Here is a 21,636-nt window from a genome sequence, read left to right as displayed (position 1 = left end):
CTTGACGGAACCGATCGTCGATCATGAAACCGAAGGGTTTGAGATGGCGCGACCAAGGCGCGTGAACCGCGCCGGTCTGAAGCGCCTGGCACGGCGCGGCCTGGTTGTCGCCGTCGTGCTGGCGGCGATACCCATTGTGCTGACCTTCCTCTATCTGCCGTCCTTCGTGCATCCGATATCGACCTTGATGGTCAAAGACCTCACGACCTTCTCCGGTTACGACCGGCGTTGGGTGTCGATCGACGATGTGTCGCCGGTGCTGGCCAATTCGGTGATCATGTCGGAGGACGGTCAGTTCTGCTTCCATCGCGGCATCGATCTTGGCGAATTGCGCGGCGTCGTCGACGATGCGCTGGCCGGCGAGGCGACGCGCGGCGCCTCGACCATCACCATGCAGACGGTGAAGAACCTTTTCCTGTGGTCGCGGCCGCTGGGCTCGGTGCGCAAGGTGGTCGAACTGCCGCTGGCCGTCTATTTCGATGCGGTGATGTCGAAACGGCGGATCATGGAAATCTATCTCAACATCGCCGAATGGGGGCCGGGCATTTACGGCATCGAGGCGGCGGCCCAGCATCATTTCGGCGTTTCGGCCAAACAGCTGTCGCGGCGGCAGGCGGCATTGCTCGCCGTCTCGTTGCCCAATCCGATCGCCCGCAATCCGGCCAAGCCCGGTCCGGGTCTGCGGCGGCTGGCGTCGCTGATCGAACGCCGCGCCGGCCGTTCGGGCGCGTATGTCGGTTGTCTTGATTAGGTCGAACCGCTGCCGCCTCAAAAAAAATCGCCACGGTGCTGGCCAAAACGGCGCAGGGCGTGTATAGGCACCCGACTTTCTCAGATTATGGCCCTGACGCGGCCCTTTCACGAGGGCTATCGGGGCATTTTGACCATGTAGTGGAGCATATCCATGGCCGTTCCGAAACGAAAAACCTCTCCGTCCAAGCGCGGCATGCGCCGCTCGGCCGACGCTCTCAAGGCCCCGACCTATGTCGAGGACAAGAATTCCGGCGAAATGCGCCGCCCGCACCATATCGACCTGAAGACCGGCATGTATCGCGGTCGCCAGGTGCTGACGCCCAAGGAAAGCTGAGACCAGCTTTCGAAGGGTTTGAATGCCAAAAGAACCGGCCATTGGCCGGTTTTTTTGCGTTTGGTGCGCCGCGCCGCCAACTATGCCAAAGACCGGGCGCCCGTGGCGATACAAGCTGCGGCGGCGGTGCTGTATTGAGTCCGCATGCCTTGTCGCGGCGCTTCCGCGCGATGATCGACCGGCTTCAGAGGGACCGCATGACCAAGCTCACCACAGCACCCCGCGATATCTTCCAGACCTTCATGAACTTCCCGCTGGTCGAGGACCTCGATGCGCTGAAGGCGGATGTCGCCATCATCGGCATGCCTTACGGCAGTCCCTACACGATCGACGAGCTGGTCAACGACCAGACCAACGCGCCGACCGCGGTGCGGCGCGCCTCGCAGCGCATCAGCCTCGGGCTCGACCGCTATGATTTCGACATTGGCGGAACCCTGTTCGACGGGCAGGACGTCAAGGTGGTCGATGTCGGCGATGTCCCCGGCGATGCCGCCGGCAGCCACTACAGGTTGGCCGAAACGGCGATCCGCAAGATCCGCGTCGCCGGCGCCTTGCCGATCACCATTGGCGGCGATCACGGCATTCCAATCCCGATCCTGCGGGCGCTTGACGGCGAAGGGCCGATCACCCTGGTTCAGATCGATGCCCATCTCGACTGGCGCGACAATGTCAACGGGGTCAGGGAAGGCTATTCCAGCCCCATCCGCCGCGCTTCGGAGATGGCACATATAGCCGGGATTTTCCAGCTCGGCATCCGCGGCCAGGGCAGCGCCCGGCTCGAGGAGGTCGAGGCGGCCCGCGCCTACGGCTCCAACATCGTCACCGCCAATGAATGGCAGGATATCGGTACGGCGGCGCTGCTCAAGCGCATCCCGGACCGTGGCCGCTATTACCTGACCATCGATGCTGACGGTCTCGATCCCGCTGTCATGCCGGCGGTCGAAGGCCCGGCGCCTGGCGGCATCAGCTACCGGCAGACGATCGAACTGATCAAGGGGCTGTTCGCCAAGGGACGTGTCGTCGGCATCGACATCGTCGAGATCGCGCCGGCGCGCGACGTCAACGAGATCACCTCGATGACCGCCGGCCTTTTCATCCTCAACGCTATCGGCGCCGCCGTGCGGACAGGCCAGTTCAAGCGCTGAATCCCGGCGTGTCGGTGGTCAGCCGGGGCAACTGTGGCTGACAGGGTTGTTTCGCGCGGTCTTTTTCCGTGTTTGCGGGCGCTAGCGAAAAATCTTGACGGCGTGCCTGCGGGGCATTCTACAGAAGGTGCCCCCATTGTTTAGGCAATTCCTTGGGAAACCGCTTTCCTGGAATTGCTAGAGGAGACGCCTGATGTTCGGTGCCATCCCGCTGCTGATCGTGCCCTTCGTGGCCTACAATCTCGGACTCCTCGGAATATTCGGCAGCGGCGACGATCCGTGGGCGACCGAGATCTTCTCGTTCAGCATGATGTCGGGCGGGGTGTTCTCGATGACGCTCGGCGACCTGATGGTGGTGATCGGGCTGGTCTTCCTGTTCCTGGAAATGGTGAAGTCGGTGCGCACCACCAACGCTTCGATCATGGACCATCTGTTGTCGACATTGGTCTTCGTGGCGTTCCTGGTCGAGTTCCTGCTGGTGAAGGGCGCGGCGCACTCCGTCTTCTTCACGCTGATGGTGATCGCCTTGTTCGATGTGCTGGCCGGGTTTTCGGTGTCGATGCGGTCGGCGAGTAGAGACATAAATTTGAACTAGCCGCCTTCGTTGGATGGTCGCATCCGTTCGCGATTGGCGTGGCTGCTCTTTCTGGTCGTCATCCCGGGGTCTGCGCCGCGTAGCTTCGCTCCTGCTTCGCCCTGGGATGACGAAGCTCCCCCTCAGCCCGGATCGGCGGTGAAGCCGGCGGCTTCGATGCCGGCGATGGCGGCGGCCTCGTCATTGTCCGACGTATCGCCCGAAATTCCGACGGCGCCGATGACGGCGCCTGCCTTGTCGCGGATCAGCACGCCGCCGACGACCGGCAACACGCGTCCACCCGAGACGTCCGAAATGCCGGCGACGAGATGCGGCCGCTCCTTGGCGAAAGCCTCGACACGGCGCGAGCCCATGCCGATGGCGAGCGCGCCATAGGCCTTGCCGGCCGACATTTGCGGGCGCAGGAACGAGGCGCCGTCCTGACGCTGGAAGGCGACGAGATGCGCGCCGGCATCCAGCACGGAAACGCCGAGCGGTTTAAGCTTCATCTCGGCGCCCTTGGCGAAGGCGGCGTCGATGATGTGCTTGGCTTTTTCGAGGGTCAGTGCGGTCATGGCTGTCTCCTGATCAAAACGCGTCAATCATCGACCTGACATGCGGGATGCGAAATCCCGGTTGCGGTTGAAATGCTTCGCGCGGGAAAGCGGAATGGCGGGCTTTTGCGGATCGTGGCACATGGCGGATACGATCCCGCCGGCATCCAGATCGGGCGTCGATGAAGAAGGCCGCGCTATTTTTTCTTGGCTCGGGCCGCTTTCTTGACCGGAGCGGCGGGGGCGTTGGCGAGGTCTTCCGCTTCCTTGGCAAGGCGCAATGCCCGGAGCTTGTTGGTCTTGGCCTGGCGGGCGTCGGCCTCGGCGACATACTCCGCCATCGCCTTTTGCCGCACCGTGGCGGCCTCTTCCTGCTTCTTGAAACGCATATCCGCCCGGGCGCGGGCAGTATCCTTAGAGTTCTCGACCAAGAGCGTTATCCAATCCCGTAAATTATGTTTTTCAGCCCCTTGATAGCAGAGCCGGCCTGATAATGGGGAAATAAGTTGGTCAAGCGGCCGGGGCCTGGATGCCGCTCGACGCCTTGCGGGCGACCACCGCCTCATATCCGGCCTGCAATGTAGCGCGGACGGAAGGCCGCGCGGGTGTGGCGACAGGCGTGCCCAGATGGTCGTGGCGCAACTCGTCCATGAACTGCTCCCACATTGGCGGCCCGCCTTTCTCCAGCAGTTCGGCGCGGATCGAAAGCTCCTCGCTCACCGGCAGCCAGACGCGGCCCCAAGCGCCGAGATGCGCCATGATCGGCACCAGCGTGATGGCCATCTCGGTCAGGCTGTAGATCGCCTTCTGCTTGTGCGAGGGGTCGTCGGCCTTGGTCAGCATGCCGAGTTCCATCAGCCGCTTCAGCCGGTCGGCCAGGATGTTGGAAGCGATGCCCTCGATCGAGCCGTTGAGCAGTTCGCGAAAGTGGCGTTTGCCGCCAAAAATCATGTCGCGCAGGATGATCAGGCTCCAGCGATCGCCGAACACTTCCAGCGACAGATTGATCGGGCATCCCGAGCGGTGTTCGGTTTTCATCCGACTCTCCTCAAAAAACCGGTTGCATTATCGTATCAGTTTTATTATCGTGCAACCGATTGCAAAATGCAACCAGTTTGATTGGCCTTTGATTGGCCGATAGGAGGAGAGTCCCATGACAAGGGCCGCAGCACCCGAAATCGTCTCCCAGACGTTTGGCGATCCCGGAGATCCAGCCATTCTGCTGATCATGGGCGCCATGGCCTCGATGCTCTGGTGGCCGGAGGCGCTCTGCAAAAAACTCGCCGGCGAAGGCCGCTTCGTGATCCGCTACGACAATCGTGACACCGGCCTGTCGACCAAATATACGCCGGGCGAGCCGCCGTATACGTTCGACGACATGGCGGACGATGCGGTGCGCGTCCTCGACAGTTGCGGCATCGGCAAGGCGCATGTGATCGGGATGTCGATGGGCGGCATGATCGCGCAACGATTGGTGTTGAAACATCCCTTGCGTGTCATCTCGCTGACCGTAATCAGCAGTTCGCCGGTGGGGATCGACACATCGCAGCTGCCGGGGACGACCGAAGCCTATATGGAGCACTCGGCCGATGGCGCCAGGGTCGACTGGTCGAACCGCGACCAGGTGATCGGCTTCGTCGTCAAGGATGCGCGTGCGATCGCCAGCACCGCGCATCCCTTCGACGAGAAGGCGATGCGCGCGTTCGTCCAACAGGACTACGACCGATCCGGCGGCTTCCTGAGCGCGACTAACCATTTCATGCTGAAGAGCGGCGAGGATTTGAAAGGACGCCTGCGCGAGATCAAGGTTCCGCTGCTCGTCATTCACGGGACATCGGATCCGATCTTTCCGGTCGAGCATGGCGCAGCCCTTGCCGACGCTGTTGCCGGCGGGCGGCTTGTCCGCGTCGAAGGCGGTGGCCACGAACTGCATCCCGACGACTGGGGCACGATCGTTGCCGCCATCGTCACGCATACCAAGCCCTGAAGACAGTCTCGAACCTTGACACATTCGCCTCACGGAAATAGTTAAGTAAATGCTTCAGTGTTGGCGCTGGCTGGCACCGCTCCAGCATCCACGAACCGCAAACAGACGAGCAAAAAATGTCCCTGACGTTCCATTTCCATCCGCTGGCATCGTTCTGCTGGAAACCGCTGATAGCGTTTTACGAGAACGATACGCCCTTCACGCCGGTTATCGTCGACCTCGGCGACGAGCAGTCGCGGGCAGCGTTCCTGAAGGTGTCGCCGACCGGCAAGATGCCGGCGCTGCGTGACGATGCACGCAATCGCACGGTGCTGGAATCGACCATCGTCATCGAATATCTGGCCGCGCATTATCCCGGGCCGGTCGAGCTCATCCCGGCCGAGGCCGACCTTGCTCTCCAGGTCCGCCAGGCCGACCGTTTCTACGATTTCTACGTGCAGGCGCCGATGCAGAAGATCGTCGGCGACAGGTTGCGCCCGCAGGACAAGACCGATCCGTTCGGGGTCGATGAGGCGCGCGCGCAACTGCGCAACGCCTATGCGATCATCGAGGAGGAGATGCGCTCGAAACTCTGGGCGGCCGGGCCTACCTTCACCATGGCCGACTGCGCGGCCTCGCCGGCGCTGTTCTACGCCAACAAGGTCGAGCCATTCGGCGACAGCTATCCGGCCCTGAAACACTACCACGACCGCCTGCTCAAGCGGCCGTCCTTCGCCCGGGTGGTCGAGGAGGCGCAGCCCTACTTCAAGTTCTTTCCCTACAATAACGGCTGATCGCGATGCTGCACGATCCCGCCCAGCTCGACCTGATGTTCCAGGCGCTCGCAGACCCGGCCAGGCGCAGCATGGTCGAACGGCTGTCGCGTGGGCCGGCCTCGGTCAGCCAGTTGGCCGAACCGCTGGCGATGTCGCTGTCGGCCGTCGTCCAGCATCTCAACGTGCTCGAAGCAAGCGGGCTGGTGCGCTCGGAAAAGCTCGGCCGCGTGCGCACCTGCCAGATCGCGCCGCAGGCGCTGCGCAGCGCAGAACACTGGATCAACGAACGGCGGCTGACATGGGAGCGTCGGCTCGACCGGCTCGGCGATTTTCTCGCCGGGACCGAATGACCTGAAGCAGAGGAGAAATGACCATGCCCGGCAAAAGCAGAGCGGAGTTGATCCGCGGCTATTTTTCCGCCTACCAGGCGAATAACAAGGCTGCCGTCGCGGCGGTGCTCGCCGACGATTTCACCTTCACCAGCCCCTATGACGACGCCATCGACCGTGCGACCTATTTCGAGCGCTGCTGGCCGGACAGCCCGGCCTTCAGCTCGATCGTCATCGAGCGGATATGCGAGGACGAGGACGCCGCCTTTGTCCTCTATCGCTGCGAGACGGCGGACGGAAAGACCTTCCGCAACACCGAACTGCATCTGTTCCATGGCGACAGGTTGCGCGCCGTCGAAGTCTATTTCGGCGCGTCCTATCGCGACGGCGTCTTCGTCGCGCAGAAACCATCAAGCTGACCAAGAGGACCCGACCATGGCCGAACGATCCGTCGTCCACTCCACCTTCGTCCTCGAGCGCCTCTATCCAGTTGCGCCGGCGAAAGTCTATTTCGCGCTCAGCGATCCGGCCGCCAAGCGGCGCTGGTTCGCCGACCCCGACAACCCGATGACCCACAGGCACGAAATGGATTTTTGCGTCGGCGGCCAGGAGGTCAATGCCGGCGGGCCGAAGGACGGGCCGATCCACACCTATACCGCCACCTATCAGGACATCGTGCCCAACCAGCGCATCGTCTACAGCTACGACATGCTGTTCGGTGATGTCAGAATCTCGGTTTCGCTGGCGACAATTGAGCTTCGCCCGGAAGGCACGGGCACGCGTCTGGTGCTCACCGAGCAGGGCGCGTTTCTCGATGGGCACGACACACCGTCATCGCGCGAGCATGGTACCGGATTCCTGCTCGATGCGCTGGGCAAGGCGCTGGCAACGGACACTTGAAAGCCAGGGAGGCGAGCTGGAATCGCGGCCTATGCTTCCCAGAACTGATCAAGCCAAATATTGAGCTTGAGGAAGCCGCCACTGCTGACTGTATAGACCCGCCTCGTGCCCTCGGCCTTGGCCTGAACCAGACCGGCGTCCAGCAACACTTTCAAATGCTGGGACACGGCCGGGCGGGAGACTGGCAGGCCCGAAGCCAGTTCGTTGACGGTTTTCGGGCCACGCCGGAGCTCTTCCAGAAGATAGCGCCGGTTGGGGTCGGCAATCGCCATGAAGGCGTCAGAAAACATCATGCCTATACTTGTGGGGCAAAGCTTTTCAAATCTCAACCGTCGGCTTCCGCTTTTCTGAGCCGCAGTGCTTCAGGGGTGACCGAGCGATCGGCCGGCTGGGTCTTGAAGGCGTCGCGGTCTTCGATAGGCACCGGCGCGCGGCGGCTGATGCGCAGCAGCGTGTAGGCGGCGAGGCTGAGATGCGCCAGCGCGGTGGCCAGGAACAGGCCTTCGGGGCGGAGCCAGCCCATCAGGGCGGCAGCCAGCAAGGGCCCGATCATGGTTCCGAAGCCATACAGAAGCAGCAGGCCGCCCGAGACCTTGACGAAATCCTCCGATCGGGCGTGGTCGTTGGCATGCGCCACGGCGATCGAATAGAGCGTGTAGGCAAAGGCGCCGTAGGCGGCGGCGAAGACAATGACGAGGACGGCGGAACGCGGTTCGAACAGGAAGATCAGGATGGCGAACAGTGCGGCGCCGAAAGCCGCGCCCGCCAGCACGAAACGGCGGTCGGTCTTGTCGGAGAGGCGTCCGGCCGGAAGCTGCATGGCCGCGCCGGCAATAACGACAAGGCTCATCATCAGTGCGATCTGGGCGGTGGAGATGCCGATACGGGCGCCGTAGACGGCGCCAAGCGTGCCCCAGGCGCCATTGGCGATGCCGACCAACAGGCAGGCGATCGCCGACACCGGCGAGTTGGCGTAGAGACCTTTGACGTCGAGCTTGACGTCCTGCAAAGGCTTGGGAGACGAAGCCGACGACACCGCGGTCGGGATCAGCGACAGGCAGAACAATATGCCGGTGATCATGAACAGCGATGCCGATCTGACGTCGCCGCCGGCAACGATCATCTGGCCGCCCATGATCGAGGCATAGGTGACCATCATGTAGAGGCCGAAGACGGTGCCGCGGTTCTCGTTGGTGGCCTTCTCGTTCAGCCAGCTTTCGATGACCATGAAGGCTCCGGCCATGGTGAAGCCGGTGAAGGCGCGCAGCAGGATCCAGACATATTCGTCGATGATCAGGCCGGTAAGCAACGCCACGATGGCGCCCGAAGCGGCAAAGGCGCCGAACGCCCGGACGTGGCCGGCGCGGCGCACCAGGCGCGGTGCGAAGAAGCAGCCGGTGACGAAGCCACCGGCCCAGGCCGTGCCCATCAGGCCGAGCGATGCGGTCGAAAACCCTTCGAGCTGGCCGCGCAACGGCAACAACAGGCCGTGCAATCCCGAAGCCGCGAGCAGGAAAGCGGTGCCGCGAAGCAGCGAGAGGATCGGCCTGTAGCTTGCAAACATTGTTTGATCCGTCTGGAGATTCGGTGGCGGGGTCTGAAGACAGGCGCATTCGGGCTTTTCGGCGGCGGATGCTCAACGCCGAAACTAACGCGAAAACTAGCCGCGGCGAAACAGGGCTTCGGCCGCCGATTTGGTGCTGCCCTTGGTCTGGAGCTCGGCTTCGAGCCGGGCAATCTCCTCGCGCAGGATGCTGATCCGTTCGGTCAGGTCACCGACCGAAAGCAGCGACAGATCCTGTCCGATCTCATGCGGGCGGGCTTTCTTCTTGGGTTCGTCGTCGAAGATCGCCATCGTCGCTCCTCCCTATTCAGTATTGGGGCTGATTTGGCCATTTGCCTGATCCGGCAATCAGCATACATAGGGCAGGGGCGTAGATGCAAACAGCCGGCAAGAAGCTGGCAGCCGGCGGACCGAGACGGGAAATTTCATGGCGAGCGGACATAAAATTCCAGCCACGATGACGGCCATTGCAATCTCGCAACCGGGCGGGCCGCGGGTGCTGAAACCGGAAACGCGCGACGTGCCGGTGCCTGGTCCCGGCGAAATCCTGATCCGGGTGCGTGCGGCCGGCGTCAACCGCCCCGACGTGCAGCAGCGCAAGGGCGCCTATCCGGCGCCGCCCGGCGCTTCCGACCTGCCCGGTCTCGAGGCATCGGGCGAAGTGGCCGCCCTTGGCGACGAGATATCGCGCTGGCGCATCGGCGACCGGGTCTGCGCGCTGACGCCGGGGGGCGGTTATGCCGAATATGTCAAGGTTCATGCCGGCAGCGTGCTGCCGCTGCCCGCCGGCTTCACCCACACGGAGGCGGCCGCGGTTCCGGAAAACTATTTCACCGTCTGGCACAATGTGTTCGAGCGCGGCGGCTTGAAAAAGGGTGAGACGCTGCTGGTCCATGGCGGCTCATCGGGCATCGGCACCACGGCGATCCAGCTGGCGTCGGCCTTCGGCGCCTATGTCGTCACCACCGCCGGCTCGAAGGAGAAATGCGACGCCTGCCTGAAGCTCGGCGCCGACCGGGCGATCAACTACCGCGAGGAGGATTTCGTCGCGGCGGTCAAGGATGCGACCGGCGGCAACGGGGCCGACGTCATTCTCGACATGGTCGGCGGCGACTATATCGCGCGCAACTACGAGGCCGCCGCGGTCGAGGGCAGGATCGTCCAGATCGCCGTCCAGGCCGGCGCGGTGGCGAGCGCCGATTTCTCGAAAATCATGATCAAGCGGCTGACCCACACCGGCTCGACGCTGCGGCCTCGCACGGTCGAGTTCAAGGCGGCGCTCGCCGCCGCACTGGAAGCACAGGTGTGGCCGCTGCTCGGCACCCGGAAGGTAGCGCCGGTGATGGACATGATCTTCCCGCTGACCGACGCCTGGCGGGCGCATGAGCGCATGGAAGAGGGCGAGCATATAGGCAAGATCGTTCTCGACGTCGGCTAGATGGGGCGAGATTCAGGTGAGGCCGGCCTGCGAATGGCGGCTCCCTGCGCTTCCGGCCTTCGCCGGCCGAAGCCCTCATGAGGGGTTGCGGCAGTTAAGGCTACGGCCGGCGTAGGCCGGTGCTTCGTACTGAAGTACGCTCCGCTCCGGTTCTCGGGAGCCGCCATTCTCGGCTCGGCCTGACCTGAACCTCGCGCCATGCTCCGCGCTCAGCCTGTCGGCAAGATGAACAGAAGCTTAATGCTGCAATGCAGCATTTGCATTGCGGCTATGCAAAGACGTCTGTTCAATTCGTGGGCAGCACTGCCTATCTAAGCGTCATCGAAACGATTTGATCCAACAACTGGAGGACAACCATGAACCCGATCCGCGCTTTCCGTAACTGGCGTATGTACAACGAAACCGTGCGCGAGCTGAACAAGCTCAACGCCCGTCAGCTCAGCGACCTCGGCATCAGCCGCGGCGACATCGAGAGGATTGCCCGCAAGGCCATCTAATTCGAAGCCTGGTCGGCCGATGAGGCCTGACCACGCGGCAGAAGCAAGAGCCGCCGCAGACGGTATCCCGTCGCCGGTTCCGAACCCGCTGGACCCTGTCCGGCGGGTTTTGTCGTTTTGGACCCCCTGTACAACTCGGCATCAATGATCGCCGGAGCCGAGGTCCTCCTGGCCTCCCCCGCTGTCCGGTGTCCGACGGCTGCGCCCTGCGCCAAAAACATTGCGAAACGGCAGCGGAGCGGTTATACAGGCCGCGAATTTCCCATTTTGGTGGCTCTAAACCACCGCCCGCGCGGGAACGCGGGCGAACGAGAAGGATTTTTGAAATGGCCAATACGCTGCTGATGCCCAAGGCGACCGCCGTCTGGCTGGTCGACAACACCGCGCTTTCCTTCGAGCAGATCGCGCAGTTCTGCGGGTTGCATCCGCTCGAGGTCAAGGCGATCGCCGACGGCGAATCGGCGCAGGGCATCAAGGGCATGGATCCGATCATGACCGGACAGCTGACCCGCGACGAGATCGCGCGCGCCGAGAAGGATCCGAACCAGCGCCTGAAACTGTCCGACCCCAAGGTGCGGGTGCCGGAATCCAAGCGCAAGGGTCCCCGCTACACACCGCTGTCGAAGCGCCAGGACCGGCCCAACGCCATCCTGTGGCTGGTCCGCAACCATCCGGAATTGAAGGACGCGCAGATTTCGCGCCTGGTCGGCACGACCAAGTCGACGATCGAACAGATCCGCGAGCGCAAGCACTGGAATTCGGCCAATCTGCAGCCGATGGACCCGGTGACGCTGGGTCTCGCTTCGCAGATCGACCTCGACATGGAAGTCAACCGCGCCTCGCGCGGCCGCGAGCAGGCGCAGCCTGTCGGCGACACGCTGCTGCCGGCTGCCGTGACCGAGCGCCTGGTGCCGGCGCCGGAGAAGCCGAAGGACGAGGATGCCGAGCTCGACGCAAACGCCGTGTTCGCCAAGCTCTCGGCGCTCAAGTCCAAGAAGGAAGATGCGGACGACGAGTGAGGTTTGCGACAGTTCAACAAAAAAGCCCGCTTCGAGCGGGCTTTTTAACTGATTGTCGAAATCTCAGCTGCGCGCCGCCCGGTCCGGCGTCATGCCATAATCCTCGCTGCGCTCGACCGCGCGGTAGAAATCGGCGAGCTGCTTGCCGCGCTCCGGCTTGAAGATGCGGCCGGCAATGACCACCGAGGCGATGCGGTCGATGCGGAAGGCGCGGAAATCGTCGCGCATCTCGCACCAGGCAACCAGCGTCCATACCTTGCCCCAGAACCAAAGGCCGAGCGGGCGGATGTCGCGCCCGGTGCCGCGGCCGGCCTCGTCGCGGTAGTCGATGGTCAGCACCTGTCGCTTCTCGACAGCGCGCTCGATCACGTCGATCGCCTCACGCGCGGCGTCGCTCACCACCCACATCGGCGTGTGGATCTCGGTGCGGGCGATGCGGTCCTTCTCAGCGTCGGGCAGGACGGCGCCGATCTTGACCAGCGCCTCGTCGGCCGCACGCGCCATGGCCGCGCCGCCAAAGGCCCGCACCATGCGGGCGCCGGCGACCAGCGCGACGATTTCGTCACGCGTGAACATCAGCGGCGGAAGGTCGAAACCCTCCCTCATCATGTAGCCGACGCCGGCCTCGCCGTCGATCGGCACTCCGGTCGACTGCAAATCGGCGATATCGCGGTAGATGGTCCGCTCGGAAACCTCGAGCCATGTGCCGAGCTTCTGGGCGGTGACCAGCCGGCCGCCACGCAGATGCTGCACGATCTGAAAGAGCCTGTCGGCACGTCGCATCGTATGGTCCCTCGGCTGCTTGTCGATGAATGTCATGGTCCCAAAACCGGTTCCGGGTGACATCCATGTCCTGTTTTATGCTTGTCGTTCTCCCAAAAACCGCTGCGCACTTTTGGGCGACACGCATTATGGTTTAAGTCCTTCGCGCTTGCGCTGCACGGCGACGAATTCCGCGCCGAAGGACAACTTCTTCGTTGTCGGCGTGTTCACGTCGAGCACACGCCAGTACGGCGTGATATCGTTCAGCGTCATGCCGCGTTCGAGATCCTCATTGGCGGCTTCGGCGACGGTTCGCAGATGATAGCCGATGGTGACCGGACATGTCACTTGCGCCCCATGCTCGATGGCGAGCGCGGTGCGCAAGGCGTGTACATCCATCTCGAGGCCGTTGGGGATCGTGCGGATGAAATCATCGACCTGACGGGCCGTCGGCACCAGCATCGGCTGGCCCTCGACGACGTCGCCCATTGTGCGTGGCGTCGGCTTCACGCCGTTGACGCCCGGCGTGTTCAGCCTGTCGTTCCAGCTTTTCACCATTCATGTCTCCTGACACGTTTATGGCATGGTGCTCCTGACAGCATTCTGTCAGGAGCCTTCAGCATTGTCCGTAGCAGGCGCCAAAAGTCTTTGCGCCAGCCCAAGGCGTCGCCGCCCGGGGGTCCATGTCAATGATCCGGGCGTTGCGGGGTCCGCATCCAAGCATTGTCATGTAAAACGCCTCAGATCTCGCGAATGCGGCTGTGACCCTCATACATATCCGGCCAGCCAATGTCCTTGCGGATGTCCGCCGGCAAGGAGTTCAGGAAGCGCTGGGTACGGACTTCATTGCGCATCGTGCGGATCTTGCCGACATAGTGCTGTACGCTGTTCAAAATACCAAAGCTGTTCATGACCATCTCCTCTTCTCTGATGGAGACACTATCGCATACCCCTCCTGACAGCAGTCTGTCAGGAGCATGTCAGCTCGTTGAAGAAAGCTGCGAGGTGCTTGGCGGTCGGTTCGGAAACGAGCCTTTTGTCAGGAATGGCCAAGTCGACCGAGACCATGCAAGAACCGCTTTGACAGCCTGTCGCGATGCTGCTCAAAGGCGGGCATGTCGAAACTCCTCGCGCTCGTCATCATCGGCATGATGGCCATTCAGCTGATCAAGCCGCTCGGCTGGCCGGGCCTGAAGCGGCGCGGCGATTTCTGGAAGCTGGCCCTGATCGCCATGGCGGCCATCGCGCTGGCGGGTGCGCTGGGGCACTGGGCATAGCCTTGAGGGTCAGGTCGGGTCCACCGTTCCCATGGCAATCATCCGGATGGCGTTGAGGCTGGGCACGAAGAAGTAATCGCCACCGCGCGTCGTCATGAATTCCGGCAGGTTCGCCGCAATAAAAGGCGTGGCGTTGGCCGGGCCGGCCGGAATGACATGCTTGCTCGATTCGGCGCGGTTGCCGGTCAGCGTGCAGGTGTCGTTGCCGGTTTCGGAATCCAGGCCGTAGCTCATCCATTGCTGCTGGATGATATTCTGGCTCAGATCCATTGGAAGCAGGCTGCAATCAACAGTATTTGGAAATACTCGCGTCAGTTCTCTGAAGCCCACCAGTCCGAGCATGTGCCCCCTCAGGTCAATCGGCGAGCACCCATCCGACCAGATGTTCGGCCCAGGCGCGGTAACCGGCTTCCGAGGCATGAAAGCCATCGGAGGCAAAGCCGGCCTCAGGGTTGGTGATCGGCAGCCGTGGCGCCGGCACGGCGCCGCGCTCGAAACAGAGGCGCTCGCCCATGCGGTTCATTGCGGTAGCGCGGATTTCGAGTATCTTGCCGAGCAGCGGCGGCATGGCCGGCGCGCGGGTGAACTCCAGCACCGGCGACCACACCACGCGCGCCTCCGGCCATTTGGCACGCAGGGCGTAGAGCAGGCCACCGAACTCCTTCTTGAAGCGCGGTACCGAGTGGAAATTCTTGGTGTCGTTGGTGCCGATGGCGAGCACGATGTGCGTCCACGGATCGGACGACAGATTGGGCAGGACGTGGTCGCGGATCTGGCCCGACGTTGCCGAGTTGAAGCCGGCGGCGCGCCAGCGCACGGCAAGGCCGGTTCGTTTTGCGATCAGCATGGCAAGCTGCGCGGCAAGCCCGTCCTCGGAATTGCCGATGCCGACCGAGGCGGCGGAGGAATCCCCCAGCACCAGCAGCGAGATCGCCGGCGGCTTGCCGGATATCTCATGCATCACCGGCCCTTGTGCCGGCAGCATGCGGGTGGTGCGGCGGCGCACGCCGAGCCCTTGCCAGACATAAACGGGGTAGGCAAGCCAGGTGAGAAGGGCCGGGAAGCGCATGGCGATATCGTTTAGAGATCAGGGGCAGCCTTAGCGCAAGTTTCGCCTGGGGTGAACGAGCTTCTAGTCGCAGCAGTTCGGCTTGTCCGCCTGCTTGTCCTGATATTCGTCATGCAGCCGCACCCAGTCCATCAGGCTATGATAAGGGCCATTTTCGCCGCGGCCCTTCGGTGTCATGTCGAGATAGTCGTAAGTGCCGATCTGGGCCTCGCCGCCGCGGGCGCGCGACATAAAGGTAAGGAATATGTCGCCGTTCTCTTCCTTGTAGAAAACACTGGTGCCGGGAAGGTCCTTTGACGTGCGCGGACGCGTCTCGAAATTGTAGGTGGTGTCGCCGGCCGCGATCTGCTTGTCGGTGAAGGAGACCTGCATGTCGAAGTTGAAATCCGAGGCGTAGGACGACACCCAGTCGAATTTCCAGCCCATACGCTGCTTGTAAGGCAGCAGTTCCGCCAGCGGCGCGCGCGCAACGACCACCAGCGACACGTCGTGGTGCCTGAGATGCTGATCAGCGCCGTCTATATGGTCGGCAAGGAAGGAGCACCCTTCGCAGCGATGATCCGACCCTGGCGTCATCATGAAGTGGTACACGATGAGCTGGCTGTTGGCGCCGAACAGTCCGGCCAGGTTCTTCGGATCCTGCTCGGTCTCGAAGACATAGTCCTTGCGGATTTTCATCCAGGGCAGTTCACGCCGCTCGGCGGCGATGCGCTCGCGCAACCGGGTCAATTCCTTCTCGCGCGCCAGATGCGCCTTGTGCGCCTCAAACCAGTCTTCACGCGAAACCACCTTGTTGCGAGTCATGAAGTTCTCCCTGTCTGTTCACCCAAGGACGTTCGGGGTGGGCAGGAACCGACATCGCCGTCAGCTTTTGCCGAAAAGGAGATAAGGATGGGCGAACTCCGTCCCAAGCCCGCCTTGTCATAAACAAAACCCGGGCGCATCGGCCCGGGTTGTATGACAACGGGAGGACTGCGCTCAGGCGGCCTGTTCGAGGCTCGCCGTCCATCGTCCCAGCGCCGCCAGATGGTTCATGTGGGCACGATGGGTGAAGGCGGCCTGGCCGGCGGCGACGTTCGATGCCTTGCCGCTCCAGGCCTTTTGCGGGGCGGCCTGCAAGGCGCGGCCATAGGAGAAGGTCAGCTTCCACGGATGCGGCCCGATGGCGTTGATGGCGTTGAGGTTGGCGGTCGCCTCCTCGTCCGACTGCCCGCCCGAAAGGAAGGCGATGCCCGGCACCGCTGCCGGTACGGTTTCGCGGAACAGTTTTATGGTCTTTTCCGCGACCTCTTCGGGGCTGCTCACCTTGCCCGACTTCCTGCCGGCCAGCACCATGTTCGGCTTCAGGATGGTGCCTTCCAGCACAACGCGCGCCGCATGCAGCTCGTCATAGAGCTTGATCAGCGTTGCCTTCGAGATGTCGTAGCAGGTGTCGATGTCGTGCGCGCCGTCCATCAGCACTTCCGGTTCGACGATCGGCACGATGCCGGCCTCCTGGCACAGTGCGGCATAGCGGGCCAGCGCATGGGCGTTGGAGGCAATCGAATTGACCGAGGGCACGCCCTTGCCGGTGTCGATGTCGATCACCGCGCGCCATTTGGCGAAGCGGGCGCCGAGCTTGTAATAATCCGCGAGCCGCTCGCGCAAGCCGTCGAGGCCTTCGGTAACGGTATCGCCGGGAAAGCCGGCCAGCGGCTTGGCGCCGGCATCGACCTTGATGCCGGGAATGGCGCCCGCCGCCTTGATGATGTCGACCAGAGGCGTGCCGTCGGCAGCCTTCTGACGGATGGTCTCGTCGTAGAGAATGACGCCGGAGATGTACTTCGTCATCGCGTCCTTGGCGCGGAACATCATCTCGCGGTAGTCGCGGCGGCTATCGGCGGTCGATTCGACGCCGATGACGTCGAAGCGCTTCTTGATGGTGCCGGAGCTCTCATCGGCGGCCAGCAGGCCCTTGCCGCCGGCCACCATCGCGGCGGCAATGTCTTCGAGACGTTCGCTCATTTTTGCTTCTCCTTGACGGTGTTGTTCCGCGCTTAAGGGAAGTCTACCGCCAAAGGAATGGCATCGGAAAGCTCGAATCGATTGAAAGTTTCCAGCGCCTCGTTTGACGCCCTCGTCCGATCAGGCCTGCTTCTTCAGCACGTCGACGCCGGGCAGCGGCTTGCCTTCCATCCATTCCAGGAAAGCGCCACCGGCGGTCGAGACATAGGTGAAGTCGTCGGCGACGCCGGCATGGTTGAGGGCGGCCACCGTGTCGCCGCCACCGGCGACCGAGACCAGCTTGCCGGCCCTGGTGCGGGCCGCCGCGTGCCTGGCCGCAGCCACCGTGGCGTGGTCGAAAGGCTCGATCTCGAAGGCGCCAAGTGGGCCGTTCCAGACGAGGGTCGCGGCGCGGTCGATCCATTCAACGATCGTCTTCACGGTCTTTTCGCCGACATCGAGGATCATGCCGTCAGCCGGGACATCCGCAATGGCAACGGTCTCGCTGGCCGCGCCCGCCTTGAATTCCTTGGCGACGACACCGTCGACAGGCAGGATGATGGCGCAGCCGGCTTCGGCGGCCTCGATCATGATCTGCTTGGCGGTCGCGGCAAGGTCATGCTCGCACAGCGACTTGCCGACAGCGGTGCCACGCGCGGCGAGAAAAGTGTTGGCCATGCCGCCGCCGATCACCAGCGCGTCGACCTTCTTCACCAGGTTCATCAACAGGTCGATCTTGGTCGACACCTTGGCGCCGCCGACAATGGCGACGACAGGGCGGACCGGATTGCCGAGCCCCTTCTCCAGCGCCTCGAGCTCGGCCTGCATGGTGCGGCCGGCATAGGACGGCAACAGCCGCGCCAGGCCTTCGGTCGAGGAGTGCGCCCGGTGGGCGGCGGAAAAGGCGTCGTTGACGAAGATATCGCCATTGGCGGCGAGCCGCTCTGTGAAGGCCGGGTCGTTCTTCTCCTCGGTCTTGTGGAAGCGGGTGTTTTCCAGCAGCAGCACATCGCCCTTGTTCATGGCGGCGACCGCACTGCCCGCCGTGTCGCCGACGCAGTCGCCGGCAAAGCCGACGGGGCGGCCAAGCACCTCCGCGGCAGCCTTGGCGATCGGCTCCAGCGAGAATTCGGGCGAGGGACCATCCTTCGGGCGGCCGAAATGCGCGAGCAGGATGACCTTGGCGCCCTTGCCGGACAGTTCGGCGATGGTCGGCGCGATGCGTTCGATGCGGGTGGCGTCGGTGACCTTGCCGTCGGCGACGGGCACGTTGAGGTCGACGCGCACCAGCACGCGCTTGCCGCTGATATTGCCGATATCGTCGAGTGTCTTGAAGGCGGCCATGCTGATACCTTTCCGTGAAAAATCGCCGGGACCATACCTCGCATCGATGACGATGCAAGGCTTGAGCCGGGGTGCGAGCTAAATTTTGAGATCAAGGCGAAGGCTGTCGTGATGATGCGGGACGTCAGCGTGAACCGATCGCTTGTCAGCCTTCGGTCGTTATCTTTTCCGCCGTCGGCTCAAGGGCCTTCTCATTGGCTATCGCCTCTGCAGTCTGCGTCTCGGTCGGCTGGTGCCAGTTGCGGATGAAGGCGGAGACCCGATCGCCGATCTCGCCGGCGCTCAGGAACACCGGAACCCGCGCCACCGGCGCGGTCGGCTCGAAGGAGAGGCCGAGACCGGTGATCTTGCCCTTGTCGTCGACGTCGCGGACGATCAATTCGATCGGGCCGATCAGCACCCGGTCGGCATATTCGGCATGGCCGCCGAGCCGCGCCGTCACCAGCGCGCCGACGGTGAGCTTCTGCTCGGCTTCGCTCAATCCCGGAGTGTATGCGGCCTCGAGCTCTGCGGCCGAGCGGGCGGGATCGACGGCAAAGGCGCCGAAGAAGTCGGCATCCTCGGGGTCGACTACGGCGCGGCTGGCAAACAGCTTGTCAAGCAGGCGCGGATAGCGGTCGGGCACGAAGATGTAGACCTGGTCGCCGGCCGCGAGCCGGCCCATGTCCTGGAAACGCATCGAGCGGCCGTCGCGCAGCACCAGCGAGGGCCGTGCCCAGCGCGGGATGCGCTCGCCGCGCGCCACCGGGCTGCCGGGCGCGACGCGGTAGGCGAGCAGTTCGTGGTGGGCGGAGCCCGGCAGTTCGAGTTCGACCTTGTCGAGCGGCCCGAGCCTCGCCGGCACGATCAGGCCGAGCCGGCGCGCCAGCGGACCGACCGACCAGCCCTGCACCACCAGCGATACCAGCACGATGATGAAGGCGACGTTGAAGATGGTGCGGCCGTTCTCCAGTCCGCCGAGCAGTGGGGTGATGGCAAGCAGGATGGACACGGCGCCGCGCAGGCCGACCCAGGAGACGAAGGCGATCTCGGGACGCGGCAGGCGGAACGGGATCAGGCAGAGCCAGACGGCGACAGGGCGCGCGACAAACATCAGGAACAGGCCGAGCAGCACCGCCGGCACCATGATCGCCGGAAACTGCGAGGGTGTCGCGAACAGGCCGAGGATCAGGAACATGATGATCTGTGCCAGCCACGACATGCCGTCCTGGAAGCGCTTCAGGATGGTGACGGCGCGGATGTCGGAGTTGCCGGCAATCAGCCCGGCGAGATAGACCGCCAGGAAGCCCGAGCCGCCAATGGCGCCGGCGGCGGCGAACACCATCAGTGACAGGGTCAGCACGAAGATCGGCAGCAAGCCATGGTCGAGGTTGAGCCGGTCGACGAGGCGCACGATGCCGAGCCCGCCAAGCACGCCGACGACGGCGCCGAGCCCCATATTGAGGAGGAAGCCGAGGATCAGGTCGGTGACCAGCACATGGGTCTCGGGATTGGCGTGGGCGGCGATGATCTCGACCAGCGTGATGGTCAGGAAGATGGCGATCGGGTCGTTGGTGCCGGATTCGACTTCCAGTGTCGCGCGCACGCGCTCGCGCAGATTGATTTCGCCGGCGCGCAGCAGGAAGAACACCGCAGCCGCATCGGTCGAGGCGACGGCAGCTCCAAGCAGGAAGGATTCCAGCCAGCTGAGGTCGAGCAGGTAATAGGCGGCGGCGCCGAACAGGCCAGTGGTCAGGATTACGCCGAAGGTCGCCAGCGACACCGCCGGTCCGGCCGCCTGGCGCAGCGCGTTGAGCGGCGTGCCGAAACCGGAATCGAACAGGATGACCGCCAGCGCCAGCGAGCCGGCAAAATATGCCACGCGCGCATTGTCGAATTCGATGCCGAGACCATCGACGCCGCTGGCGAGGCCGATGCAGAGGAAGAGCAGCAGCAAAGGGGCGCCGAAGCGGAAGGCGATCAGGCTCGAGAACGCTGCGGCGACGACTAGCGCTGTGCCGACCAGCGTGACGAGATAGATCGCATGCTCCATCCGTGATTTGCCCCTCGAATTCCTCTTTCTACCGATTCACGGGAGAGTGGGGCGAAGGCATGGCCGGTGCAAGGCGCAAGGATGGCTTTTTGCCTGATGCCGCTGATTTTCCGGCGTTTGGCGGCTTGGCGCGCGTTGCCCGCCGCCCTGACGAAAAACGCCCGGACAAGCCGGGCGTTCGAAGCTGCGAGACGATGCCTTCAGGTCAGGCGATGGTCTTGCCGAAGGCGACCGAGGTGTCGGCCATGCGGTTGGAGAAGCCCCACTCATTGTCGTACCAGGACAGCACCGAAACGAAGTTGCCGTCCATGACCTTGGTCTGGTCGAGCGCCAGGATCGACGAGCGCGGATCGTGGTTGAAGTCGATCGACACATTCGGATGATGGGTGACGCCGAGAATGCCCTTGAGCTTGCCGTTGGAGGCAGCGATCACCGCTTCGTTGATCTCCTGCACGGTGGTGGCGCGCTTGGCGATGAACTTGAAGTCGACAACCGAGACGTTGGGGGTCGGCACGCGGATCGAGATGCCGTCGAGCTTGCCCTTGAGGTCGGGCAGCACCAGGCCGATCGCCTTGGCCGCACCGGTCGAGGTCGGGATCTGCGACAGGGCAGCCGCGCGGCCGCGGTAGAGATCCTTGTGCATGGTGTCCAGCGTCGGCTGGTCGCCGGTGTAGGAGTGGATCGTCGTCATCATGCCCTTTTCGATGCCGACGGTCTCGTGCAGCACTGCGGCCAGCGGCGCCAGGCAGTTGGTGGTGCAGGACGCATTCGAGATGACGATGTGGTCCTTGGTCAGCTTGTCGTGGTTGATGCCGTAGACGACGGTGAGGTCAGCACCTTCGGCAGGCGCGGAGACCACGACGCGCTTGGCGCCGGCGGTCAAATGCGCGGCAGCCTTGTCGCGGGCGGTGAAGATGCCGGTGCATTCGAGCGCGATGTCGATGCCGAGTTCCTTCCACGGCAGTTGCGCCGGGTCCTTGATCGCGGTGACCTTGAAGGTCTCCTTGCCGACGGTGATCTGGTCGCCCGAGACCGACACTTCGTGCGGGAAGCGGCCGTGCACGCTGTCATAGCGCAGCAGATGCGCGTTGGTCTCAACCGGGCCGAGGTCGTTGACGGCGACCACGTCGATATCCTTGCGGCCGGATTCATGGATGGCGCGCAGGATGTTGCGGCCGATGCGGCCAAATCCGTTGATGGCAACTCTGACGGTCATTTTACTCTCCCTGGGAGCTGGAGGCGGCAGATGGGTCCGCAGCTTCATAGCGGCGGATGGCACAAGAATCCAGCCGCAGAAGGCCGAATTTAAATCGATTAGGT

Annotated in this window: 29 protein-coding genes; 13 read left to right on the top strand and 16 right to left on the bottom strand. The window is 63.4% G+C overall.

Annotated features, from left to right (window positions below; all coding sequences use genetic code 11):
* Positions 1-43: 43 nt before the first annotated feature.
* The 4 genes from NKH22_RS21365 (at position 44) to NKH22_RS21350 (ending at position 2,827) form a co-directional block, all read left to right on the top strand.
* The gene (locus tag NKH22_RS21365; RefSeq protein WP_352499960.1) at positions 44-751 is read left to right on the top strand and encodes a biosynthetic peptidoglycan transglycosylase; all 708 of its coding nucleotides are present in this window, start codon (positions 44-46) and stop codon (positions 749-751) included.
* 153 nt (positions 752-904) lie between these two features.
* Positions 905-1,087 (top strand): 50S ribosomal protein L32, encoded by a 183-nt coding sequence (rpmF, locus tag NKH22_RS21360; RefSeq protein ID WP_008834724.1) that lies wholly within the window; start codon positions 905-907, stop codon positions 1,085-1,087.
* Between the two features lie 197 nt (positions 1,088-1,284).
* Complete coding sequence (locus NKH22_RS21355; protein ID WP_023690073.1) at positions 1,285-2,232, top strand: agmatinase; 948 nt, start codon at positions 1,285-1,287, stop codon at positions 2,230-2,232.
* A 193-nt stretch (positions 2,233-2,425) separates the two neighbouring features.
* Complete coding sequence (locus NKH22_RS21350; RefSeq protein ID WP_352910834.1) at positions 2,426-2,827, top strand: hypothetical protein; 402 nt, start codon at positions 2,426-2,428, stop codon at positions 2,825-2,827.
* 122 nt (positions 2,828-2,949) lie between these two features.
* Here the strand turns inward: NKH22_RS21350 and NKH22_RS21345 are convergent, their stop codons facing one another.
* The 3 genes from NKH22_RS21345 to NKH22_RS21335 form a co-directional block, all read right to left on the bottom strand.
* On the bottom strand, positions 2,950-3,381 hold the full coding sequence (locus NKH22_RS21345; RefSeq protein WP_023733046.1) for a GlcG/HbpS family heme-binding protein: 432 nt from the start codon (positions 3,379-3,381) through the stop codon (positions 2,950-2,952).
* 176 nt (positions 3,382-3,557) lie between these two features.
* Complete coding sequence (locus NKH22_RS21340) at positions 3,558-3,791, bottom strand: hypothetical protein (RefSeq protein WP_023670152.1); 234 nt, start codon at positions 3,789-3,791, stop codon at positions 3,558-3,560.
* Positions 3,792-3,870: 79 nt separating this feature from the next.
* Positions 3,871-4,398, bottom strand: coding sequence for a winged helix-turn-helix transcriptional regulator (locus NKH22_RS21335; protein WP_352910832.1), 528 nt, complete (start codon positions 4,396-4,398; stop codon positions 3,871-3,873).
* Between the two features lie 115 nt (positions 4,399-4,513).
* Here NKH22_RS21335 and NKH22_RS21330 point away from each other — a divergent pair, with 115 nt between their 5' ends.
* The 5 genes from NKH22_RS21330 (at position 4,514) to NKH22_RS21310 (ending at position 7,331) form a co-directional block, all read left to right on the top strand.
* A complete protein-coding gene (locus NKH22_RS21330; RefSeq protein WP_352910831.1) occupies positions 4,514-5,347 on the top strand; it encodes an alpha/beta fold hydrolase in 834 nt (277 codons plus the stop codon).
* Between the two features lie 116 nt (positions 5,348-5,463).
* On the top strand, positions 5,464-6,120 hold the full coding sequence (locus NKH22_RS21325) for a glutathione S-transferase family protein (RefSeq protein WP_023816408.1): 657 nt from the start codon (positions 5,464-5,466) through the stop codon (positions 6,118-6,120).
* A 5-nt stretch (positions 6,121-6,125) separates the two neighbouring features.
* Positions 6,126-6,452 carry an ArsR/SmtB family transcription factor gene (locus NKH22_RS21320; RefSeq protein ID WP_023699361.1) on the top strand — a complete coding sequence of 109 codons (327 nt, stop codon included), beginning with the start codon at positions 6,126-6,128 and terminating at the stop codon, positions 6,450-6,452.
* Between the two features lie 23 nt (positions 6,453-6,475).
* Entirely contained in the window at positions 6,476-6,850 is a 375-nt protein-coding gene (locus NKH22_RS21315; protein WP_032893136.1) for a nuclear transport factor 2 family protein, read from the top strand.
* Between the two features lie 16 nt (positions 6,851-6,866).
* Complete coding sequence (locus NKH22_RS21310) at positions 6,867-7,331, top strand: SRPBCC family protein (RefSeq protein ID WP_023670148.1); 465 nt, start codon at positions 6,867-6,869, stop codon at positions 7,329-7,331.
* Between the two features lie 29 nt (positions 7,332-7,360).
* On the opposite strand, the gene NKH22_RS21305 is transcribed toward NKH22_RS21310, so the two are convergent.
* The 3 genes from NKH22_RS21305 to NKH22_RS21295 form a co-directional block, all read right to left on the bottom strand.
* A complete protein-coding gene (locus tag NKH22_RS21305) occupies positions 7,361-7,624 on the bottom strand; it encodes an ArsR/SmtB family transcription factor (RefSeq protein ID WP_023822283.1) in 264 nt (87 codons plus the stop codon).
* A gap of 32 nt (positions 7,625-7,656) precedes the next feature.
* The gene (locus NKH22_RS21300) at positions 7,657-8,895 is read right to left on the bottom strand and encodes an MFS transporter (protein WP_023683997.1); all 1,239 of its coding nucleotides are present in this window, start codon (positions 8,893-8,895) and stop codon (positions 7,657-7,659) included.
* 96 nt (positions 8,896-8,991) lie between these two features.
* The gene (locus NKH22_RS21295; RefSeq protein ID WP_023670145.1) at positions 8,992-9,186 is read right to left on the bottom strand and encodes a DUF1192 domain-containing protein; all 195 of its coding nucleotides are present in this window, start codon (positions 9,184-9,186) and stop codon (positions 8,992-8,994) included.
* A gap of 136 nt (positions 9,187-9,322) precedes the next feature.
* Between NKH22_RS21295 and NKH22_RS21290 the strand changes: the two genes are divergently transcribed.
* The 3 genes from NKH22_RS21290 (at position 9,323) to NKH22_RS21280 (ending at position 11,849) form a co-directional block, all read left to right on the top strand.
* The gene (locus NKH22_RS21290; RefSeq protein WP_031198618.1) at positions 9,323-10,333 is read left to right on the top strand and encodes an NAD(P)H-quinone oxidoreductase; all 1,011 of its coding nucleotides are present in this window, start codon (positions 9,323-9,325) and stop codon (positions 10,331-10,333) included.
* Positions 10,334-10,689: 356 nt separating this feature from the next.
* Complete coding sequence (locus NKH22_RS21285) at positions 10,690-10,830, top strand: DUF1127 domain-containing protein (RefSeq protein ID WP_023670143.1); 141 nt, start codon at positions 10,690-10,692, stop codon at positions 10,828-10,830.
* 326 nt (positions 10,831-11,156) lie between these two features.
* Positions 11,157-11,849 carry a DUF1013 domain-containing protein gene (locus NKH22_RS21280; RefSeq protein ID WP_023670142.1) on the top strand — a complete coding sequence of 231 codons (693 nt, stop codon included), beginning with the start codon at positions 11,157-11,159 and terminating at the stop codon, positions 11,847-11,849.
* Between the two features lie 63 nt (positions 11,850-11,912).
* Here NKH22_RS21280 and NKH22_RS21275 read toward each other — a convergent pair whose 3' ends face one another.
* From NKH22_RS21275 to NKH22_RS21265, 3 genes are all read right to left on the bottom strand, one after another.
* Entirely contained in the window at positions 11,913-12,632 is a 720-nt protein-coding gene (locus tag NKH22_RS21275) for a helix-turn-helix transcriptional regulator (protein ID WP_023683994.1), read from the bottom strand.
* A 126-nt stretch (positions 12,633-12,758) separates the two neighbouring features.
* Complete coding sequence (locus tag NKH22_RS21270) at positions 12,759-13,169, bottom strand: hypothetical protein (protein WP_031198616.1); 411 nt, start codon at positions 13,167-13,169, stop codon at positions 12,759-12,761.
* A 182-nt stretch (positions 13,170-13,351) separates the two neighbouring features.
* Positions 13,352-13,522, bottom strand: a complete 171-nt coding sequence (locus NKH22_RS21265; protein WP_023670139.1) for a hypothetical protein — start codon at positions 13,520-13,522, stop codon at positions 13,352-13,354.
* A gap of 204 nt (positions 13,523-13,726) precedes the next feature.
* Here NKH22_RS21265 and NKH22_RS21260 point away from each other — a divergent pair, with 204 nt between their 5' ends.
* Positions 13,727-13,888, top strand: coding sequence for a hypothetical protein (locus tag NKH22_RS21260; RefSeq protein WP_023683991.1), 162 nt, complete (start codon positions 13,727-13,729; stop codon positions 13,886-13,888).
* 9 nt (positions 13,889-13,897) lie between these two features.
* Here NKH22_RS21260 and NKH22_RS21255 read toward each other — a convergent pair whose 3' ends face one another.
* The 7 genes from NKH22_RS21255 to gap form a co-directional block, all read right to left on the bottom strand.
* Entirely contained in the window at positions 13,898-14,230 is a 333-nt protein-coding gene (locus NKH22_RS21255) for a hypothetical protein (protein WP_155921656.1), read from the bottom strand.
* A 13-nt stretch (positions 14,231-14,243) separates the two neighbouring features.
* Positions 14,244-14,957: an SGNH/GDSL hydrolase family protein gene (locus tag NKH22_RS21250; RefSeq protein WP_352910828.1), complete on the bottom strand. Its 714-nt coding sequence runs from the start codon at positions 14,955-14,957 to the stop codon at positions 14,244-14,246.
* Between the two features lie 63 nt (positions 14,958-15,020).
* Entirely contained in the window at positions 15,021-15,761 is a 741-nt protein-coding gene (locus NKH22_RS21245; RefSeq protein ID WP_023822279.1) for a DUF899 domain-containing protein, read from the bottom strand.
* A gap of 174 nt (positions 15,762-15,935) precedes the next feature.
* Positions 15,936-16,961, bottom strand: a complete 1,026-nt coding sequence (locus tag NKH22_RS21240) for a class I fructose-bisphosphate aldolase (RefSeq protein ID WP_023822278.1) — start codon at positions 16,959-16,961, stop codon at positions 15,936-15,938.
* A 120-nt stretch (positions 16,962-17,081) separates the two neighbouring features.
* Positions 17,082-18,284, bottom strand: coding sequence for a phosphoglycerate kinase (locus NKH22_RS21235; protein ID WP_023822277.1), 1,203 nt, complete (start codon positions 18,282-18,284; stop codon positions 17,082-17,084).
* A gap of 145 nt (positions 18,285-18,429) precedes the next feature.
* A complete protein-coding gene (locus NKH22_RS21230; RefSeq protein WP_023690089.1) occupies positions 18,430-20,316 on the bottom strand; it encodes a potassium/proton antiporter in 1,887 nt (628 codons plus the stop codon).
* Between the two features lie 205 nt (positions 20,317-20,521).
* A complete protein-coding gene (gene gap / locus NKH22_RS21225; RefSeq protein ID WP_023683984.1) occupies positions 20,522-21,532 on the bottom strand; it encodes a type I glyceraldehyde-3-phosphate dehydrogenase in 1,011 nt (336 codons plus the stop codon).
* Positions 21,533-21,636 lie beyond the last annotated feature (104 nt).

Origin of the sequence: Mesorhizobium sp. M1252 (assembly GCF_040318265.1) — a bacterium.
In the GTDB taxonomy this organism is placed as follows: Bacteria; Pseudomonadota; Alphaproteobacteria; order Rhizobiales; family Rhizobiaceae; genus Mesorhizobium.
The sequence above is the reverse complement of the archived record's forward strand: the minus strand, read 5'-3'. Positions and strand labels throughout refer to the sequence as shown.

Coding starts and splice junctions, on each gene's coding strand:
- NKH22_RS21365 (WP_352499960.1), top strand. CDS start 44: ATGGCGCGACCAAGGCGCGTGAACCGCGCCGGTCTGAAGCGCCTGGCA.
- rpmF (WP_008834724.1), top strand. CDS start 905: ATGGCCGTTCCGAAACGAAAAACCTCTCCGTCCAAGCGCGGCATGCGC.
- NKH22_RS21355 (WP_023690073.1), top strand. CDS start 1,285: ATGACCAAGCTCACCACAGCACCCCGCGATATCTTCCAGACCTTCATG.
- NKH22_RS21350 (WP_352910834.1), top strand. CDS start 2,426: ATGTTCGGTGCCATCCCGCTGCTGATCGTGCCCTTCGTGGCCTACAAT.
- NKH22_RS21345 (WP_023733046.1), bottom strand. CDS start 3,381: ATGACCGCACTGACCCTCGAAAAAGCCAAGCACATCATCGACGCCGCC.
- NKH22_RS21335 (WP_352910832.1), bottom strand. CDS start 4,398: ATGAAAACCGAACACCGCTCGGGATGCCCGATCAATCTGTCGCTGGAA.
- NKH22_RS21330 (WP_352910831.1), top strand. CDS start 4,514: ATGACAAGGGCCGCAGCACCCGAAATCGTCTCCCAGACGTTTGGCGAT.
- NKH22_RS21325 (WP_023816408.1), top strand. CDS start 5,464: ATGTCCCTGACGTTCCATTTCCATCCGCTGGCATCGTTCTGCTGGAAA.
- NKH22_RS21320 (WP_023699361.1), top strand. CDS start 6,126: ATGCTGCACGATCCCGCCCAGCTCGACCTGATGTTCCAGGCGCTCGCA.
- NKH22_RS21315 (WP_032893136.1), top strand. CDS start 6,476: ATGCCCGGCAAAAGCAGAGCGGAGTTGATCCGCGGCTATTTTTCCGCC.
- NKH22_RS21310 (WP_023670148.1), top strand. CDS start 6,867: ATGGCCGAACGATCCGTCGTCCACTCCACCTTCGTCCTCGAGCGCCTC.
- NKH22_RS21305 (WP_023822283.1), bottom strand. CDS start 7,624: ATGATGTTTTCTGACGCCTTCATGGCGATTGCCGACCCCAACCGGCGC.
- NKH22_RS21300 (WP_023683997.1), bottom strand. CDS start 8,895: ATGTTTGCAAGCTACAGGCCGATCCTCTCGCTGCTTCGCGGCACCGCT.
- NKH22_RS21295 (WP_023670145.1), bottom strand. CDS start 9,186: ATGGCGATCTTCGACGACGAACCCAAGAAGAAAGCCCGCCCGCATGAG.
- NKH22_RS21290 (WP_031198618.1), top strand. CDS start 9,323: ATGGCGAGCGGACATAAAATTCCAGCCACGATGACGGCCATTGCAATC.
- NKH22_RS21285 (WP_023670143.1), top strand. CDS start 10,690: ATGAACCCGATCCGCGCTTTCCGTAACTGGCGTATGTACAACGAAACC.
- NKH22_RS21280 (WP_023670142.1), top strand. CDS start 11,157: ATGGCCAATACGCTGCTGATGCCCAAGGCGACCGCCGTCTGGCTGGTC.
- NKH22_RS21275 (WP_023683994.1), bottom strand. CDS start 12,632: ATGCGACGTGCCGACAGGCTCTTTCAGATCGTGCAGCATCTGCGTGGC.
- NKH22_RS21270 (WP_031198616.1), bottom strand. CDS start 13,169: ATGGTGAAAAGCTGGAACGACAGGCTGAACACGCCGGGCGTCAACGGC.
- NKH22_RS21265 (WP_023670139.1), bottom strand. CDS start 13,522: ATGAACAGCTTTGGTATTTTGAACAGCGTACAGCACTATGTCGGCAAG.
- NKH22_RS21260 (WP_023683991.1), top strand. CDS start 13,727: ATGTCGAAACTCCTCGCGCTCGTCATCATCGGCATGATGGCCATTCAG.
- NKH22_RS21255 (WP_155921656.1), bottom strand. CDS start 14,230: ATGCTCGGACTGGTGGGCTTCAGAGAACTGACGCGAGTATTTCCAAAT.
- NKH22_RS21250 (WP_352910828.1), bottom strand. CDS start 14,957: ATGCGCTTCCCGGCCCTTCTCACCTGGCTTGCCTACCCCGTTTATGTC.
- NKH22_RS21245 (WP_023822279.1), bottom strand. CDS start 15,761: ATGACTCGCAACAAGGTGGTTTCGCGTGAAGACTGGTTTGAGGCGCAC.
- NKH22_RS21240 (WP_023822278.1), bottom strand. CDS start 16,961: ATGAGCGAACGTCTCGAAGACATTGCCGCCGCGATGGTGGCCGGCGGC.
- NKH22_RS21235 (WP_023822277.1), bottom strand. CDS start 18,284: ATGGCCGCCTTCAAGACACTCGACGATATCGGCAATATCAGCGGCAAG.
- NKH22_RS21230 (WP_023690089.1), bottom strand. CDS start 20,316: ATGGAGCATGCGATCTATCTCGTCACGCTGGTCGGCACAGCGCTAGTC.
- gap (WP_023683984.1), bottom strand. CDS start 21,532: ATGACCGTCAGAGTTGCCATCAACGGATTTGGCCGCATCGGCCGCAAC.